This window comes from Lysinibacillus sp. OL1, from assembly GCF_004332175.1.
Classification (GTDB): Bacteria; Bacillota; Bacilli; order Bacillales_A; family Planococcaceae; genus Lysinibacillus; species Lysinibacillus capsici.
Genome location: NZ_SJDS01000005.1, coordinates 22,515 through 40,032 on the forward strand (window position 1 = coordinate 22,515; position 17,518 = coordinate 40,032).

At 35.9% G+C, this 17,518-nt stretch carries 18 protein-coding genes; 5 read left to right on the plus strand and 13 right to left on the minus strand.

What is annotated here, in order from left to right; translation table 11 throughout:
* Nucleotides 1-20: 20 nt before the first annotated feature.
* On the minus strand, nucleotides 21-158 hold the full coding sequence (locus EW028_RS25300; protein ID WP_004232019.1) for an Lmo0850 family protein: 138 nt from the start codon (nucleotides 156-158) through the stop codon (nucleotides 21-23).
* Between the two features lie 369 nt (nucleotides 159-527).
* On the opposite strand from EW028_RS25300, the gene EW028_RS10745 reads away from it, so the two are divergent.
* Both EW028_RS10745 and cls read left to right on the plus strand, forming a co-directional pair.
* Complete coding sequence (locus EW028_RS10745; RefSeq protein ID WP_227744929.1) at nucleotides 528-1,688, plus strand: MFS transporter; 1,161 nt, start codon at nucleotides 528-530, stop codon at nucleotides 1,686-1,688.
* A 217-nt stretch (nucleotides 1,689-1,905) separates the two neighbouring features.
* The gene (gene cls, locus EW028_RS10750) at nucleotides 1,906-3,363 is read left to right on the plus strand and encodes a cardiolipin synthase (RefSeq protein ID WP_048394260.1); all 1,458 of its coding nucleotides are present in this window, start codon (nucleotides 1,906-1,908) and stop codon (nucleotides 3,361-3,363) included.
* 49 nt (nucleotides 3,364-3,412) lie between these two features.
* Here cls and EW028_RS10755 read toward each other — a convergent pair whose 3' ends face one another.
* From EW028_RS10755 to EW028_RS10770, 4 genes are all read right to left on the minus strand, one after another.
* On the minus strand, nucleotides 3,413-4,192 hold the full coding sequence (locus EW028_RS10755; RefSeq protein WP_131520855.1) for a M15 family metallopeptidase: 780 nt from the start codon (nucleotides 4,190-4,192) through the stop codon (nucleotides 3,413-3,415).
* Nucleotides 4,193-4,342: 150 nt separating this feature from the next.
* The gene (locus EW028_RS10760) at nucleotides 4,343-4,591 is read right to left on the minus strand and encodes a hypothetical protein (RefSeq protein ID WP_054549596.1); all 249 of its coding nucleotides are present in this window, start codon (nucleotides 4,589-4,591) and stop codon (nucleotides 4,343-4,345) included.
* A 55-nt stretch (nucleotides 4,592-4,646) separates the two neighbouring features.
* Nucleotides 4,647-5,408 carry a membrane protein insertase YidC gene (gene yidC / locus EW028_RS10765; protein WP_004232011.1) on the minus strand — a complete coding sequence of 254 codons (762 nt, stop codon included), beginning with the start codon at nucleotides 5,406-5,408 and terminating at the stop codon, nucleotides 4,647-4,649.
* A gap of 176 nt (nucleotides 5,409-5,584) precedes the next feature.
* Entirely contained in the window at nucleotides 5,585-6,379 is a 795-nt protein-coding gene (locus tag EW028_RS10770) for a helix-turn-helix transcriptional regulator (RefSeq protein ID WP_048394255.1), read from the minus strand.
* 506 nt (nucleotides 6,380-6,885) lie between these two features.
* Between EW028_RS10770 and EW028_RS10775 the strand changes: the two genes are divergently transcribed.
* The 3 genes from EW028_RS10775 (at nucleotide 6,886) to EW028_RS10785 (ending at nucleotide 10,706) form a co-directional block, all read left to right on the plus strand.
* Nucleotides 6,886-7,536 carry a LytTR family DNA-binding domain-containing protein gene (locus EW028_RS10775; protein WP_004232004.1) on the plus strand — a complete coding sequence of 217 codons (651 nt, stop codon included), beginning with the start codon at nucleotides 6,886-6,888 and terminating at the stop codon, nucleotides 7,534-7,536.
* A gap of 349 nt (nucleotides 7,537-7,885) precedes the next feature.
* Nucleotides 7,886-9,406, plus strand: a complete 1,521-nt coding sequence (gene scpC / locus EW028_RS10780) for a succinyl-CoA:acetate CoA-transferase ScpC (protein WP_131520856.1) — start codon at nucleotides 7,886-7,888, stop codon at nucleotides 9,404-9,406.
* Between the two features lie 157 nt (nucleotides 9,407-9,563).
* Nucleotides 9,564-10,706: an MFS transporter gene (locus EW028_RS10785; protein WP_237898789.1), complete on the plus strand. Its 1,143-nt coding sequence runs from the start codon at nucleotides 9,564-9,566 to the stop codon at nucleotides 10,704-10,706.
* Between the two features lie 17 nt (nucleotides 10,707-10,723).
* Here the strand turns inward: EW028_RS10785 and EW028_RS10790 are convergent, their stop codons facing one another.
* From EW028_RS10790 to EW028_RS10825, 8 genes are all read right to left on the minus strand, one after another.
* Nucleotides 10,724-11,032, minus strand: coding sequence for a hypothetical protein (locus tag EW028_RS10790; RefSeq protein WP_004232000.1), 309 nt, complete (start codon nucleotides 11,030-11,032; stop codon nucleotides 10,724-10,726).
* Between the two features lie 498 nt (nucleotides 11,033-11,530).
* On the minus strand, nucleotides 11,531-11,812 hold the full coding sequence (locus EW028_RS10795) for a GNAT family N-acetyltransferase (protein ID WP_131520857.1): 282 nt from the start codon (nucleotides 11,810-11,812) through the stop codon (nucleotides 11,531-11,533).
* Between the two features lie 223 nt (nucleotides 11,813-12,035).
* A complete protein-coding gene (locus EW028_RS10800; protein WP_004231995.1) occupies nucleotides 12,036-12,950 on the minus strand; it encodes a DUF1002 domain-containing protein in 915 nt (304 codons plus the stop codon).
* A gap of 159 nt (nucleotides 12,951-13,109) precedes the next feature.
* A complete protein-coding gene (locus tag EW028_RS10805) occupies nucleotides 13,110-13,967 on the minus strand; it encodes a CvfB family protein (RefSeq protein ID WP_131520858.1) in 858 nt (285 codons plus the stop codon).
* 29 nt (nucleotides 13,968-13,996) lie between these two features.
* Entirely contained in the window at nucleotides 13,997-14,416 is a 420-nt protein-coding gene (gene mntR, locus EW028_RS10810) for a transcriptional regulator MntR (RefSeq protein ID WP_004231993.1), read from the minus strand.
* Between the two features lie 122 nt (nucleotides 14,417-14,538).
* On the minus strand, nucleotides 14,539-14,835 hold the full coding sequence (locus tag EW028_RS10815; RefSeq protein WP_373565031.1) for a late competence development ComFB family protein: 297 nt from the start codon (nucleotides 14,833-14,835) through the stop codon (nucleotides 14,539-14,541).
* 170 nt (nucleotides 14,836-15,005) lie between these two features.
* Nucleotides 15,006-17,129 (minus strand): heavy metal translocating P-type ATPase, encoded by a 2,124-nt coding sequence (locus tag EW028_RS10820; RefSeq protein ID WP_131520860.1) that lies wholly within the window; start codon nucleotides 17,127-17,129, stop codon nucleotides 15,006-15,008.
* Nucleotides 17,110-17,481 carry an ArsR/SmtB family transcription factor gene (locus tag EW028_RS10825; protein ID WP_131520861.1) on the minus strand — a complete coding sequence of 124 codons (372 nt, stop codon included), beginning with the start codon at nucleotides 17,479-17,481 and terminating at the stop codon, nucleotides 17,110-17,112. The genes EW028_RS10820 and EW028_RS10825 overlap by 20 nt, the downstream gene beginning before the upstream one ends.
* Nucleotides 17,482-17,518: the final 37 nt, after the last annotated feature.

Here is a 17,518-nt window from a genome sequence, read left to right on the forward strand (position 1 = left end):
CTTTTTCTATTGGAAACGAGTTAAGCTTGAACTTGCGGAGTTTGCGTTGGTGGTGTTAGCACTTTTAAAAGTTCTAGTCGAGACTTTGTTACTGTGGCTGTTACACCCAACTTAGATAAATTCGAAACAATCTTTTTCAAATCTACTTCTTTTGTCATACATTCCACCTCAATCTTTCCTCGATTTTATATAACGTTTTATTTACGAAAAAGTTTCATTTTTCTACGAGTATGATGTCTGACAAATTTATCATACCATTTAACTTACCTTTAAAATTTTTCAATTTTGTTACATTGTAAATTTTTCACATCATCAAACTTTTCCATCAAACATCTTTAAATTACCCAAAATGGCTACATTTTATTCAAAAATCAGAACATAGATTTAAAAAATTTTAAATTGCTTCATTTCTTTCTTTACTAAATTGTTCCACTTTATTCAAGCTTCCCCTCCCCTATTGTTGTAATCGCAAGAACAAGAGGGGTAGAATATACATATTGAAATATCGTATGAAAGCAGGGAACTGTATGAAAAAGGCTATTTTATTATTGATGTCTGTTCAATTCCTCGTTTATCTAGGGTTCGGCATTATTATTCCCGTCTTACCAGAGGTAATTGTGCAGCAAAATTGGCATGATCTCCACGTAGGTGGTTTATTGACCGTCTATTCACTTGCAAGTTTTTTCACAGCACCGTTTTGGGGGATGCTATCAGATAAGGTAGGGCGAAAACAACTAATCCTTACTGGTCTAATTGGCTTTAGCCTTAGTTTTGTTATTTTTTCACTATTTATTGATAACCTAGCTATATTGTATGTTTCACGTATTATTGGTGGTTTATTTTCTGGTGCATTATATACAGCAGTAACAGGATTTATCGCCGATATGTCTAGTGAAGAGGATCGCAATAAGTATATGGGCTTTATGGGCATGTCCATCGGTCTTGGGTTTATTTTTGGTCCAGCAATCGGAGGAATGCTAGGCCATTATAGCTTGCAGTTACCGTTTACTGCATCAGCATTATTAATTGCACTATTATTTATTTATGCAAGTTTCGTCCTAAAAGAACCTAAAAAACGAAAAGATTCAAATAAACGTGCTATAGTGCCAAAAGGTGCTGCAACAATGCTACAATTTCGTGTGCGCTATTTATTTATGTTTTCTTTTTTAGTAACTTTTATGCTAGCGGGCGTGGAGGCTACATTTCAGCTATTTCAAATTGAAAAAATTCATATTACACCATTACAAATTGGTTACTTGTTCATGTTTAGTGGCTTTGTCGATGCAGCTATTCAAGGAGGGGTCGTTCGACGCATAAAAAATGGCAGTGAAACGACATGGTTAATCGGCGCACAAATTGTAACTGCTGTTGGCATGCTTTTATTTACATTAACAGCTAATCTTTTTATCGCTGGGCTTGCCCTTTGTGTTTTTACAGCAGGTAATGCACTTGCAAGAACATGTGTTGTATCACTCTCCTCTAAAGAATCTGGAGGACAATATGGAACTGCCGCTGGTCTGTCCTATTCGATGGATAACTTAGGACGTATTCTTGGTCCACTATTTTTCACATGGTTATTTACTGTCCAAGCAAGTCTTGGTTATTATATTTCGGCTGCAATAGCCATTCTCTCTATAAGCCTAATTTATATATATAAGGCATCCCGTAAATCATTGCGTCATCCATAAAATATAGTAGGTTGCAATTTATGGATACCAATCGTTGAGTCAGTAATCATAGAAACATCCTATCTATTAGAGAATTACTAATTAAATCATGCGGATTATCCCTATATATCAAAGGGATAATCCTTTTCCATGCTAACTAGCCATTTCATATCTTCTTTCCGCATTTGAAGTAGGCTATACTAAGTATGTTATTAACAATACAAAGGCAGGTGTAGGAATGAGCATTTTTACAGATATAGAATATTTAGTTCCTTTAACTTTGTTTTTTAATATTTTATTAGCCATGACCATCATTTTCTTAGAACGTAAAGATGCTACCTCTACATGGGCATGGATTCTCGTGTTATTTTTCCTGCCATTAGCTGGATTTATTTTGTACTTATTACTTGGAAGACAATTACGAAGAAAGCATCTATTCCGTTGGGAAGGACGCAAGGATATCGGGATTGATAATCTAATTACCTACCAGATGGAAGCGATTCGTGATGAAACGTTTGAGTTTCGTATTGCTAATGCAGAAAATTATCAAGAGATGATTTATATGCACCTCAGAACAAACAATGCGGTATTAACACAGGACAACCATCTGGATATTTTTGATGATGGTGCCGATAAATTTGAGCAGCTCCTTAAAGACATTGAAGCAGCTAAAGATCACATCCACATCCAGTATTATATTTTCAGACTTGATGACTTAGGTACACGCATCGTCAATGCATTGATAAAAAAAGCAAAGCAAGGTGTTAAGGTAAGGCTTCTCTACGATGAAATGGGATCACGTAATGTAAAAAGACGTCATTTTAAAGAGTTGCTGCATGCTGGTGGTGAAGTAGAAGTTTTCTTCCCATCCATTTTGCCACTTCTTAACCCTCGTTTAAATTTTAGAAATCACCGAAAAATCGTTGTCATTGATGGTCGAATTGGCTATATTGGTGGTTTTAACGTCGGTGACGAGTATTTAGGTTTACAAAAAAAGTTTGGTTATTGGCGTGATACACACTTACGTATTGAGGGTAGTGCCGTACATCCTTTGCAAACCCGCTTTTTACTTGACTGGAACCAAGCTAGTGCTCAACAAAAAATGGGGTACTCTGATCGTTACTTCCCTGCCATCCCGAAAAAAGGTGATGTGGGTTTACAGATTGTTTCAAGTGGACCAGACTCGGACTGGGAGCAAATAAAGATCGGTTACTTAAAGCTTATTAATATGGCTCAAAAATATATTTATATTCAAACACCATATTTCATCCCAGATGTTAGTTTTTTAGACGCCATTAAAATTGCCACCTTGTCAGGCATTGATGTACGCATAATGATTCCTAATAAGCCTGATCACATGTTTGTATATTGGGCTACTTATTCTTATGTTGGTCAATTATTACGTGCTGGAGCCAAAGTCTACATCTATGAAAAGGGCTTTATCCATGCTAAAGCTATTATTATTGATGACGAGGCTTCCTCTGTCGGAACAGCGAATATTGATGTACGAAGTTTTAGTCTGAATTTTGAAGTCAATGCCTTCATATATGATGCAAATATATCGCACCAATTGGCAGAACTGTTTGAGAAGGATATTTTTGATTGTACAGAATTAACATGGGAAATGTATAAAAACCGTTCAACACTGATTAAATTTAAAGAATCTATTTCCCGTCTATTAACACCCATTTTATAAAAATAAAAAGGAAGAGAGCCTATTCACCGCATGGCTTCTCTTCCTTTTATTATTTAACACCTAAATATTCTTCCAATGTAATGTTTTTCTTTGTTATCTCTTTTGCAATCTCTTTGCCCACATAACGATAGTGCCATGACTCATACATATAACCTGTTATCTCTTCTTTGTTTTGAGGGAAACGCAAAATAAAGCCATACTCCTGTGCGTGTGCAAATAGCCATTGCCCTGCTGGAGTTTCCCCAAATTCTTCTGTCAGCCACACATCTTCTTTTCCACGCTCTCCTATATCAAATGCTAAGCCTGTTTGATGTTCTGAGTAGCCAGGTCGAGCACTATATCGATCTGCTGCTGCCTGTCCATCACGTTTAACATAGTTATTATAAAGTGTTGTTTGATATTCAAAAGATCGGTAGCCACTAAATGCAACTAAATCAAATCCTTGCTGCTTGGCAGCGGCTAGCATTTGATTTAACGCTTCTCGTGCTTCTGGATTTTCTTCAGGTGCAAAGGTAGATGGAAGCGGATAAATTTTATTAGCTAACAGAATACCATTAATATAAGTCGGTTCCGTAGGTAATGTTTGATTTGGAAGATACCCATTTTCGTCAGGTTGTTGCTCTGGCTTTGCAGGAGTTTCAGTATTGTCTGGTTTCTCTGTTGCAGTAGAATCTTGTTCAGCTGGTTTGTTTGTTTCTGTTGTTTTTGGCTGCTCATCAGATGCACTATTTACTTGATTATTTTTATAGTTATAGACTACAAAAATTGCTACGATTAACGCAATAGATATGAAAGCACCAACGATAAGCGGAAGACGATTGTTTTTCACTCTTTATACCCCTTTTAAAATATCAGGTATCTAAAAGGATGTTTTAAAGCATTTCACCTTGAAAATACCTATTTTATTGTATTACTAGTTATAATCTTATTTTAGCACTGTTCACATTTTCAGGTGTAAATTTCCTACGTAAATATTCAATTAATCTGTTAGAACGATGACAAATACTACTATAGATGCAATTGCGAAAAAAATTGCCATATACTGCATCCATTTTGCTTCTTTTACATAACCTTGCTCTTTAAAGCTTTTTGCTCTAAACCCATTTGATAAGGCAAACATGATCGTCATTGCAAGTACGGCAAAATTAAATTTCCCCATAATAATAAATACTAGTGCTGCAATACTAAAAATTGCAACAAGAATAGATGATAGCCATTTTTTGTTCATCTTGCTGTCCTCCTAAAAAAATCGAGGCAACAAAGGCGCCTCGACATCAATCAATTTATTTTTTTGCTTTCTCAGGATGTTCCGAATAATATTTACGCCCAATATATGTTTGAATAATCAACAATGCACCACTGACAGACCAATACAAAGGCAGTGCTGCCATAGAAGACATAGAGATAAAGACAATCATAATTGGTGAAATATAAATAAACATTTTCATCTGCGCTTTTTGTTGTTCAGGTACCGTCCATAAAGATACACGAGCCTGGATCAGGTAAACAATCCCTGCAACAATAGTCATCACGATATCAGGTGAACCTAAGCTAAACCATAAAAACTCATGGGATTTAACATCGGCAGAATACAAGATCGAGAAATACAGCCCCATAATAATTGGCATTTGAATTAACATCGGTAAACAACCCATATTAAGTGGATTAATGCCATGCTTTTGATATAGAGCCATCATTTCTTGTTGATATTGCGTTTGCTCTTCTTTTGTCTTAGCTTCCTTCATTTTTTTCTGAACGGCTTCCATTTCAGGTTTAAAAGCATCCATCTTCGTTTTCATTAATTGTTGTTGACGATAGTTTTTTAACATAATCGGCATTAAGACTAAACGAATTAGAACAGTAATCGCAATGATTGCTAAACCATAGCTCCCTGAAAAGATATCATTCCCAAAAAACTCCAATAAAAATTCCATAGGTTTTACAAAGATACTATAGAAAAAACCTTCTTTGTTTTGCACAGCTTGACAGCCACTAAGAACAAAAACGGCAATACCAAGCATTGAAAATAGCTTCAAATTTTTCATTTTTCCACCTACTATTATTTATCAACTACTGTGAAGTATACCTTATAGGGTCTCTCTTTATCAAATAGCAAGTGCTACTTATTCCTTAAGCTGTTTCCTCAGATGATTCATCAAAAAAGATGCGAGCTTTAGCAACGCTAATATCTTCGCATCTTCTCATTCTCTATGCACAAAATCTAAACATTTTGTAATTCAGCTTCTGCCATTTCAAAACGATAAAATTCATGATGAAGCTCGTCTCTAAAATGTTTTGGCGTAACTCCAGTATATTTTTTGAAAATACGTGTAAAATAACTTTGATTACAAAAATGGAATTGATCTGAGATAGAAGTAATACTTTTGTTTGTATGTCGTAAGTAGTATTGTGATTCTTCTACACGTCTTACATTTAAATACTCAACCAATGTAATGCCCACATGTTCTCTAAAAATACGTGATAAGTGACTAGTACTTATATGAAAGTTATTCGCTATACTTTCAACAGTTAAATCATTTTCAAGCTCGTCATTTATATACATTATCACTTTGTTAACAGTTTGATGTCGGAAAGTCGGTTGTTTGCGATCTGCAATAAAGTAAACAAAGAAATCAATTAAATCATCGGCAAATTGTAAAAACTCTGCGTCTTTCATCTGATTTTCAATCATATCGTTACACGCAATATTGAAAGCAAATGCTTTTTTCGAAGGTACTTGATTGTCCAGCAATTTACGAGCAACAATTGATGACAAAACAGAAAAATAACTTCGAACGATTTTAATGACCTGTTTGCCAAAACGAATTGAGAGAATATCAATTAACTCATGCAAAGATTTTTTCGCTTTTGCAGATTCTAAATGGTAAATTTCAAAAATTAATTTCGACTCAATATTAAAAAATTCTTCGACACCGATATATTGATTAATATTATCGATTTCTTGGAAGTATCTTTTGGATATCGTTTCTGACATAGAATGTTGATGTAGTTGCATAATCTTCCCCATCTTTCCTCAGAGTGCACGAATTGCATGACAATATTTGACACCAATCCCGACGAATTAAAAAATAAGAAAATAGTATTTACTTATTCAATATAAGAACTGAGTCCTATTTCACAAATTTTATTAACAAATAAATCAAAAATAACCCTACTAAAACACCAGATATAAAAAAAATAGACTATACAGTGAATTTTACCATATTCTGCGATTTCCTTTCAACCACATTTTAATTGCTACTCTAGTTCTAATTTATCACATACGCATAGTAGAAACCTCGTAAACTTATTCCTAACAATTAAATTTTACCATATACATATCAAAATAAATTAGTCATTTTATAAATTTATTTACAAATTATACAAAACAACTTACATCATTCTAATGAATCATTCGACATTTTTCTATTTTATTCCTAAATCTTCTCTATATAATTTATATGAATATGTAGTAAAATAGATGATAATACTATTTTTAAAAGTTTAGACGAGGTGTTTAAAGTGGATCCAAAACAAATAGAAGAGATCATGGAGATTATTAAGGAGTTCTTCCCTGAAAATACGTCCATCGCTATCTCTGATACAAATGAATATTTGTATTACCAACCAAGCAAGAAAGTTGATTTAAAAATTAAACCTGGTGACCCTATCAAAGAAGGTTCAGCCGCACACAAAGCATTAAGCTATGGTCAAAAAATCAGCTCTTATATCGAACCTGATGTTTTCGGTGTCGCCTATTATGGCATGAGTATTCCTTTAATGGAGGAAGGCGAAACAAAAGGAGCTATTACTGCTATCTTCCCGCAAAAACCATCAGCATTCTTAACAAACTACATTACCATCAAAATTGATGATTGCTGGTACCCAATCAAACATGATCAAGTTATTTATTTAGAAACACAACTCCGTAAAACATTTGTTAAAACAATGACTCGTGAAGGTTATCACCGTTTAAACTTAAGTGATCTAGAGCTATTTTTAGCACCTGACTCATTTATTCGTTGTCACCGCTCTTATATCGTTAACATTGACTACATCGATGAAATTCAACCAGATTCACACTCAACGTTTTTATTAATTATGAAAGATGGGACACGTATTCCTGTTAGCCAACGCTATGCAAGCTATTTCCGTCGTTCTTTAGGTTTCTAATTTGTATGAACAGCGAGCAATTATAAAAATTGCTCGCTGTTTTTTTGCCACAAATCAGACTCATTTACCTCCCTATTTAACTATTTTTGCACTATTTTTAATGTAGAAAACAACTAAATTTATACAGCTCTACAATAAAACGTTTTCTCTGTCGAAAAATCATCTTAATGCTCGATTTTCCTTTTTTTACTCAATTTAATGCTAATTCTAAAGTTTTTGTGACAATTTGGTGATAGTATTATTCAAATGGTTGGAGTCATACTACAACTGAATAAACAGAAAATTCTTAAATGTTTTTTCTAGTTTTGTAATCGGTTTCCATCAAAATTATTTAGGGGAGGATTTTTTTATGGATGCAAATGTTCAAAAACGCCTAGGTTTAAAAGAACTTGAGAGTAAAATTGTAACTGCTGAAGAAGCAGCAGCACTGATTTCTAATGGTGATGTAGTTGGGATGAGTGGTTTTACTCGTGCTGGGGATGCAAAAGTTGTTCCAATGGCATTAGTTGAGCGCGCAAAAAATGAAGAATTCAAAATTGATGTATATACAGGTGCATCATTAGGACCAGAAGTAGATAAGTACTTAGCAGAAGCTGGTGCAATTCGTAAACGTGGACCATTCCAGGGTGATGCGGGTATCCGTAATTTAATCAATTCTGGAGATATCTTATATGTAGATGCTCATCTTTCTCATAATGCTGAGCTAGTGCGCCAAGGAATTATCGGACCAATCAAGTATTTAATTCTTGAAGCGGTTGCTATTACTGAAGATGGATTAATCATTCCAACAAACTCTGTAGGTAACTCACCTATCTTTGCCGAATATGCAGAAAATATTATTATCGAGTTAAATATTTCTCATCCAGAAGCTTTAATCGGTATCCATGATATTTATGTACCTGGAGAACAAGGTAAACGTGAAGCTATTCCAATGACAGATGCTATGCAACGCCTTGGTGATATTGGTATCAAAGTAGATCCAGCTAAAATTAAAGCAATTGTTATTTCTGAAGAGCCAGATGCTCCTTCATTAATTGTACCTCCAGATGAAGAAACACAAAGGATGGCAAACATTTTATTAGACTTCTTCCGTGACGAAATTAAAGCGGGCCGTTTAACAAAACAATTAATGCCATTGCAATCTGGTGTAGGTTCTGTAGCAAACGCAGTACTTGATGGCTTTGCAGATTCAGAATTTGAAGATTTAATTGTTGCATCTGAAGTACTTCAAGATGCTGTATTTAACTTAATCGATGCTGGTAAAGTTAAATTCGCCGCTGCTACTTCAATCACACTTACTGAAGAATTACAGCAAAAAGTTTATGGTAATTTAGAAAAGTATGCTGATAAAATTTGCTTACGTCCACAAGAAATTTCTAACCACCCTGAGCTTATCCGTCGTTTGGGTCTAATCTCAATCAACACAGCTCTTGAGTTAGATATCTATGGTAACGTTAATTCGACGCATGTGTCTGGTACTCGTATGATGAATGGTATCGGTGGTTCAGGTGACTTCGCACGTAACGCACGCCTTGGTATTTTTGTTACAAAATCATACGCAAAAGGTGGAGCAATTTCTTCTATCGTGCCAATGGTATCTCACGTTGACCATACAGAGCATGACGTTGATGTTATCGTTACGGAACAAGGTATTGCTGACTTACGTGGTCTTGCACCAAAAGAACGTGTACCTTTAATTATTGAAAACTGTGCACACCCAGATTACAAAGAACAATTATGGGATTACTATAACCGTGCAGTTGAGGCAACTGGCAACCACCAAACTCCTCATCTGTTAGAGGAAGCACTTTCTTGGCATGTAAATCTTGCTAAAAACAAAACAATGAAAAAAGAAGTTGCAAAAGCTTAATTATTAAATTCTCGTACGTCTAATAAGTATTAACTTATTAGACGTTTTTTTTTACGTGAAAGCAAAAAACAAGTGAGAAGTATTATCGATTGGAAAATGCTATAATAGGACTATACTAATCTTATTGACTATAATGTTCTATTTCATCGGAGGAACCATGAAGAAATTTATCTATGCTATTATTTTCTTTTCGTTTTTCGACCTTTTTACCCAGCTTCCTGTTATGAGTACTTATGCTGAGTCTTTAGGTGCATCGGCATTTCTCACTGGTCTTGCAGTGGGCATGTATTCGCTTTCCAATACATTCGGTAATATCATTTCTGGCTTCTTAACGGATCGCAAAGGACCTTTCATTATACTCATAATAGGTCTTCTAACAACGGGTCTATCATTAACATTTTATAATTTAGTAGAAGAGCCCATTGCTCTATTAATTGTACGTTTTATCCATGGCCTTGTTGCAGGCTTCATTGTTCCTGCTGCCTTTACATTTCTAGCGAACGCTACAGAGCAGGAAAAAAGAGGAAAGGGCAGTGCTATTTCTGGCGCCTTTGTTGGTATTGCAGCCATTATAGGCCCTGCATTTAGTGGCATTTTAGCTAGCCGGACAAGTGTACCCTTTGTTTTCAATATCACAGCAAGCTTTATGCTTCTGCTAGGTATCCTTGCGTGCTTTATATTGAAAGCAAATCAAGTAAAAAAAGAGAAGACTAAACCAAGTAATTACATTCCGATCAGTGTCTTTTTTAATAACACAGGAACATTAAAAGCCTTTTTAGGAGCCTTTTTCTTAATGTTTTCTCAAGGGGTTATTGCGTATCTACTCCCGCTTAAAGTACATTCATTAGGGTTCGACTCTCGTTTAAGCGGCACTTTAATGAGTACATTTGGTATTATTGCAGTTCTTGTTTTCCTATTACCTACTAATCGTATTTTTGATAAGGTCAATCCACTCAAAACATTGTCTTTTGGTATAGGCTTAATGGGAATAAGCCAGCTATTAATTAGCCAAGCAAATTCTAGTTCTTTACTCTATATAGCAATGGCTTGCTATGGGATCGGATTCGGTTTCCTATTCCCTTCAGTAAATTCGCTGCTAATTGACTCCACAACTGCTGATGTACGAGGAAAAGCATATGGCTATTTTTACGCGTTTTTCTCTCTAGGTGTAGTTATAGGCTCTTCTTTATTAGGTTGGCTATCACTTGGTACTGTCAGTGGCTTTGCATTTACTGGCTGCGTATTATTGCTCTTTGCAGGCGCAATCCTTATCCCACACAAAAGACCTTCTCATGCTTAGATGAGAAGGTTTTTTGTTTACTTTTCCTTTTCTTGAATTTCTTCATTATAGAAATGGACACCAGTATGTCCTCCGCCTTCAGCTACCATTTCATTCGAGGCAATTTTAGTTGGTGACGTACCAGCCTCTGTTGCTACCTCTGTTGCTACACGCTCTGCAATATTGTCATGCATATCAGGACCTGTAGTAAGATACGACTCTAATTTTGCTTTCATACTATTAAACATTGTTAGTGCTTTATCACGATTCTCTTTTTTACTGAAATAAGATGCTGCTAGTCCTGCTAATCCTGCAACGACAACACCTGTTCCTTTTCGTTTTGCCATAGTTTATAACCTCCTAAAAATATAGAAACTAGCTCTGTAGTATAGTTTTTCCCTATTCTTAAAAGAATAAACATTATTTTTTTATCCCCACTAGCATATATATTAATGTATGGATAAATACTTGCCCTTTTATCTAGTAATAACTCCTCAATCCATTGTAGTTCGTCTAGTTTTTAATGCAGACAATCTCACTCGATCTCCTATTAAAGTCCAGTTATCGGACCCTTATTTTTAGCATTCGTCAAAATTTTGTAACTATTTATGATTATAAAGGGTAAGTAAAGGGAATTAATGAATTAATAATAAAATAGGAGAGTGGTTAGGATGAAAGATTTCGATTTAGCATATGATTGGATAGATATGGCTTCATTAATCGGCGGGGCTGGCTTCTTAACAGTACTAATTTATAGTGTCATTCTATTATAAGGAGCTATTTACATGATTTGCTCTAGCAATTAAAAGGCAATCCGCTTAATTAAAAGCAGATTGCCTTATTTTTTATTGTTTCACGTCATTGTACGCATCTGATTTTTCAAATACTGCCACAACATAGGAACAAACGGCCTTCATTTTATAACCATTTTCGCGTGCATACGATGCTGCTTGATCGAGTAATTGTTTGGCCACACCTTGACCACGGAGCTTATCTGATACATATGTGTGATCCATTACCATTACTGAGCCATTTTGCTGCCAAGTAATTTCTGCTAGTTTTTCTCCTGCTTGCTCATTCAAAAATGCAAACTTATTTTCTGCTAATTGTTGTAATTGGAATTCCATTTCTCACCACTCCTTTTATTCATAGTACCATAGCTTTTTATATTTTCACAAAATTTGCGACGCTTCTTTTATCTCATCAGAGAAGGTATGTCCAAATAATCGGTTAGCTTTCCTATGTCGAAAACATCACAGTTCAAAGTCTGTCACTTGTTGAATCAAAAAAAATCTGTATACCTTCTCTAGCAAAGAAGGTATAACAGATTCCTTTCTATCAACTATAAATTTAGTTAAACCATGAAGAAATAGTATCTTTTAAATTCGCAAAAAAGCTTTTTACGCTTTCCCAGAAACCTTTATCTTCCATAAGTGAGCCAAATTTTTCTTGGATCGTATTACTGATATCATTTAATTGATCAGACCATTTACTAAAATCAATGTCCAGCTTGCTTATTTTATCCATTAAATCCACTAGCAGTTGACGGTCCTTTTCACTTAAATTAATTTCAAGCTTACTTAATTGCTCTTCTACAATTTTCTCCACATCTTCACGTGTTGCTGGCTTTAGCTCTGCAATTTGCTTTTTAATTTCTGTCAGTAATTCCGCAACCTTTGCATCGTCTACCCCCGCAGATTCTGCAATGGATGTTGCTACTGATAACTCTTCATTTGCTACATCTGTACGATCAATATCCAGTGTTTCCCCTGTAGTGACCTCATATGCCTTGTAAATACCTACTAATGCTGAATGCCCTGTAACAGCTTTCGGCGCAGCTACTTGTACGGATGCATCCTGAATTCCTGCTGTTAACATCGCATTTGCATACATCTCTGAAGTTACCTGCGTTATATTCGATGGTGTGACAATTTGTATTACTAGACCCTCGCCTGCATCTCTGCGTGTAATTTTTGCAGAAGAGTACATACGTGAGCTTGAATTACTATCTTTAATGTATTTTACTAGATCCTCACCAGACACAGTAATTTCTTCAATTTCAGGTTCTTCGCTTACTTTTAATGATTTTTTAACTGACTCTTTTTCAGCCTCAGATAAATTTGCTCCATACACGACAATCGGTACGCCTAGTTTTTCATCAATTGCTTTTGGAGGCGTATTGTCAGATGCAAATCCTGTTGCTGGTGCCATCACTCCAAATACTAACATTGTAGCAGTTAGTATTTTAATCCATGTTTTTTTCAAATCGTGTGACCCCTTTCGCTAAAACTTCATAATTAGCAAGTATAATGTATGCCACTATACAATAATTAGTACGAAAAAAAGACGAGAAGGTTTCAAGGATGTCTCTCGTCACTTTTCCTTTTGTAAAATGTTTTGCTAGCTAGTCAAACTAACCATCCTTTAAATTTCTTCAGTCCAACCGTCCTGTTGTTTCACTTTACCAGCTTTCATTAATGTTCCTAAGGCACGTTTAAATGCACCTTTACTCATATTAAACATTTCTTGAATCTCTTCAGGAGACGATTTATCACCAAATGGCATTTTACCGCCCACATCCTGTATATACTTTAATATTTGTTGCGCATCATTTGAAAGACGCTCATGTTTTCTTGGTAAAAGAGAGCCATTCATGGAACCATCGTCTTTTACATCGATAATACGAACAACTACATCTTGTCCTAATCGAGGCTCATTATTTCGCTCAGACTCATGCACAAAAATACGGTAAGGAACTTCTACACCTAGCAAAAATGTCCCAATCGGTAACAAACGGTATGGGCGTGCTTGGATATTCTTATTGTGCATATCTTCAAATGCACCTTCATATAGCTCCGAGATTTTTTCCTCTGTGGCTAAACGACCAAATAAATCACCGTTACGATCTGTACGTAGTGTCATAAATAAATGATCGCCTGGTTCTGGCCATACCTCTTTTAATGCAGGTAAATCCTCTGCTCTTACTAATACTTCACGAGATGTACCAATATCCACAAAAGCACCTTCACGTTCCACTACTTTCAAGACACGTGCCCAGCCGTATTCACCTTGTATAAAAGCTGGAATAGCCGTTGTTGCAGCCAAATCTCCACGACGGTCTGCAAATAAAAATACTTCAAGGCGGTCACCTACTGTTAGTGGCTCTGTTACCTCTGAAGCATTTAAAGGTAGTTCTTCAACTCCATTTGTTAAAATCCATTTCGATGCTTGTTGCTCTAATACCGTTAATGTAACGACTTCACCTGATTTTAATGCGTTCATATTGTCTCCCTTTCCTTCACACCATCATTTTAAAGATTGTGCTGTGTCTTAGATGCCTCTAATTTTTTCACGATGTCTGGATTTTCTTCCATTACTTGCACAAGATCTGCAATACGATCGATTGAATTCCAACTTAAATGATGTTCAATTCCCTCCACATCATCATAAATACGTTCTTCATCCACACCAATCATTCGTAAAAACTGCTCGAGCAATTCATGACGCTGCACAAGACGCTTTCCGAGCTTATCCCCTTTAGGCGTCAATGTCAGTCCACGGTACTTTTCATAAACTAAATAACCATCTTTATCTAATTTTTGAACCATTTTTGTAACAGAAGAAGGAAGAACAGATAATGCTTCAGCAATGTCAGACACTCGCGCATATCCCTTGTTGGCAATTAATAAATATATTTGTTCGATATGGTCCTCCATACTAGGTGTTGGCATATCCTTTTCCCTCTCTTTCCTTTTCTTACTCTCTAGTTTACTACAAGCTTGGCTTAAAAGTTAACTGAAAATACATAGCCTAGAAAAACACTTCCTATACAACTTAAATAGAGCCTCTTCTATTAAGAAGTAGGCTCTACTTTGTGTCGAGGATACTTATTTACCACATGTAACGAATGAATAATCTCTTTATTAATGCTCTCAATGTTTCCAGGAGTATTCATTTCTTTAAATGCCTCATCTCTAGCTTCCATAGATGTAACATACTTACTTGGCAATGCATTTAGTGTAAGTGCCACCGTGTCTAATTCACAGATTTCGCATTTACAAAATGTTTGATATTCTGGTCCTCGTAGTAAGAAGCTTACTAAACCACGCACAATTTCTTCTGTAACATTTACTAAAATAGGATCTGACATATTCAAACTTTCGCCTCATTTATATTTAATTGTTACATTACTCCTGAAACTATAATAGCCTTAAAAAAAGTCTTTTTCAAGAATCACAAGTAGCATCTATTCACATAAAATCCCTCGTGCCAAAGCAAGATTAATTTCCTACTTTTTCATATATTTCTACACCTTACTTACTACTTTTTTGCTCTAATTAGTCTTAATGAATTAAACACAACTAATAGTGTTGCACCCATATCGGCAAAAATTGCTATCCATAATGTTAACCATCCTGGTATGACAAGTAGCAATGCAATTAATTTTAAAACTAGGGCAAATATAATATTCTCTTTAATGATACGTAATGTTTTTCTGCTCAAGCCAATAGTGTAAGGAAGCTTTGTTAAATCATCACCCATTAAGGCAATATCTGCTGTCTCAAGAGCTGCATCTGTTCCTGCTCCACCCATGGCAATTCCTACGTTTGCAGTGGCCAATGCTGGTGCATCGTTTACACCATCTCCAACCATTGCTACAGCACCAAATTGTTTACGTAAATCCTTAATCGCCTTTAATTTTTCTTCTGGTAACAAACCAGCGCGCACATCTGTCATCTTTAATGACGTAGCAATGGCTTTCGCAGTAGGCTCTGCATCGCCTGTTAACATCACCATATGCTTTACTTTTAAGGCATTTAATTTGTTCAATACGTCCTTGCTTTCATGACGTAATTGATCAGCAATTGCAACCAGTCCAATAAGTTGATTATTCGAAACAGCTGCTACTACTGTTTTACCCTGTTCTTGCAGATTCTTAACCTGACTTTCTATATTTTGATCTACAGAAGTTAATGAAGTAGCCCATTTCATGCTACCTACATAAATGATCTGATTATCCACGGTAGCATAGGCACCTTTTCCAGTTACTGATTGGAAATTTGTTGGTATTAGCTCAAATAATTTTTTATCGTGTAATCTATTTAAAATTGCTTTAGCTAAAGGGTGCTGTGACTGTTTTTCTACCGCTGCCACTAGTTGTAACACATAGTCCTCTGACCAGTTTTCAGTCGTTACGATATCTGTTACTGCTGGCTGCCCTTTCGTTAATGTTCCTGTTTTGTCAAAGGCAACTGCTTCAATATGTCCTAGCTGCTCTAAATGAACACCACCTTTGATCAGTACACCTTGCCTTGCTGCATTACCAATGGCTGTAACAATGGCGACGGGCGTAGAGACGACCAGTGCACAAGGACACCCTACCACTAAAACAGCTAGCCCCTGGTAAATCCAATGCTGCCAATCACCTACTATTAAAGGTGGAAGTACAGCTACTAAAAAAGCAATAACCATAATCGCTGGTGTATAATACTTTGCAAAGCGATCTACAAATTGCTGAGAAGGTGCCTTTTCTGCTTGTGCTTCTTCCACTAGATGTATTATTTTAGCGATAGTAGTATCTTCTACACGCTTTGTCACACGTACTTCAAGAGCACCCTCTTCATTTAAAGTCCCAGCAAATACTTCATCATTTACTGTCTTATTTACGGGAATCGACTCACCTGTAATAGCTGCCTGATTGACTGCAGACAACCCACTAATGACTATGCCATCCATCGCAATCTTTTGCCCAGGCTTTACAATTAAAATATCTCCTATTTCTATTTCCTCAGTAGGTAACTCAACCTCATGGTAGTGTTCACCGTGGGCTCTTTTGATAATCGCTGTTGGTGGAGCAATATCCATTAATTGACGAATAGATTGACGTGCTTTATCCATTGAATACGCTTCAAGTGCCTCACTCACAGCAAATAAAAATACGACCACTGCTGCTTCTTCCCATTCACCGATAATAGCAGCTCCAATGATGGCGATTGTCATAAGCGTCTTCATATCAAATTCAAAGCGAACTAAATTACGGAAGCCTATTTTAAAAATACCCACTCCGCCCACAAGGATGGCTATAATGAACATGGCAATCGGTAGAGGGTTCGATTCCCCATTCATACCTACAAATAGATAACCTAGAATGACAAAAAGCAATGAAATTCCTGCTAAAACATTTTCCTTTTTACGATAAAAAGGTGTAGTATTTTCAAGTGCTTTTGCTGCCGATTGTGTAACCTTAATACCATCAAAGGCACCTGCTTCTTCAATTTGGTCTACACTAATAGCACCGATTACTGTAATTTTAGAAGCACCAAAATTTACTTGTGCATCCTGTACTTCTGGAATAGCCTTTACATTTTTCTCAAACTTTGCAGCACAACTAGCGCAGGATAAATTTTGTAATCTGTATTCTTGTTTAATTGGCGTGGCTGCCATTCGCAATCCCCTCTTTCGCATGTTCGTAGGCAATTGTTACAATTTGATATACATGCTCATCCGCTAAAGAGTAATACATTTGCTTACCTTTGCGGTGTGATCTCGCTAAATTATTATCTTTCAAATATCGTAAATGATGGGATGCTGTAGCAACTGAAGAACCAATAATAGTTGCAACATCACAAACACATAGTTCATCTTCCACCGTTAAAGCATAGGCAATTTTAAGTCTAGTTTCATCAGATAACGCTTTTAAAAATTTGGCCACACCTGATAAATCAGGCATTTGTTGTTTCACCTTTGTGACTGCTTCTTCATGTACATGCGTCACCTCACATATTTCTTTCGGCATTTTTCTCACCTCATTCAAATATTCGTTTGATTGTATT

Bases quoted from the DNA above. Each gene is read 5' to 3' on its own strand.
- scpC (WP_131520856.1), top strand. From the start codon at position 7,886: ATGGATGCAAATGTTCAAAAACGCCTAGGTTTAAAAGAACTTGAGAGT.
- cls (WP_048394260.1), top strand. From the start codon at position 1,906: ATGAGCATTTTTACAGATATAGAATATTTAGTTCCTTTAACTTTGTTT.
- EW028_RS10820 (WP_131520860.1), bottom strand. From the start codon at position 17,129: ATGGCAGCCACGCCAATTAAACAAGAATACAGATTACAAAATTTATCC.
- EW028_RS10815 (WP_373565031.1), bottom strand. From the start codon at position 14,835: ATGTCAGATCCTATTTTAGTAAATGTTACAGAAGAAATTGTGCGTGGT.
- EW028_RS10760 (WP_054549596.1), bottom strand. From the start codon at position 4,591: ATGAACAAAAAATGGCTATCATCTATTCTTGTTGCAATTTTTAGTATT.
- EW028_RS10745 (WP_227744929.1), top strand. From the start codon at position 528: ATGAAAAAGGCTATTTTATTATTGATGTCTGTTCAATTCCTCGTTTAT.
- mntR (WP_004231993.1), bottom strand. From the start codon at position 14,416: ATGCCAACACCTAGTATGGAGGACCATATCGAACAAATATATTTATTA.
- EW028_RS10795 (WP_131520857.1), bottom strand. From the start codon at position 11,812: ATGGAATTCCAATTACAACAATTAGCAGAAAATAAGTTTGCATTTTTG.
- EW028_RS10790 (WP_004232000.1), bottom strand. From the start codon at position 11,032: ATGGCAAAACGAAAAGGAACAGGTGTTGTCGTTGCAGGATTAGCAGGA.
- EW028_RS10805 (WP_131520858.1), bottom strand. From the start codon at position 13,967: ATGAACGCATTAAAATCAGGTGAAGTCGTTACATTAACGGTATTAGAG.
- EW028_RS10825 (WP_131520861.1), bottom strand. From the start codon at position 17,481: ATGCCGAAAGAAATATGTGAGGTGACGCATGTACATGAAGAAGCAGTC.
- EW028_RS10785 (WP_237898789.1), top strand. From the start codon at position 9,564: ATGAAGAAATTTATCTATGCTATTATTTTCTTTTCGTTTTTCGACCTT.
- EW028_RS10770 (WP_048394255.1), bottom strand. From the start codon at position 6,379: ATGCAACTACATCAACATTCTATGTCAGAAACGATATCCAAAAGATAC.
- yidC (WP_004232011.1), bottom strand. From the start codon at position 5,408: ATGAAAAATTTGAAGCTATTTTCAATGCTTGGTATTGCCGTTTTTGTT.
- EW028_RS25300 (WP_004232019.1), bottom strand. From the start codon at position 158: ATGACAAAAGAAGTAGATTTGAAAAAGATTGTTTCGAATTTATCTAAG.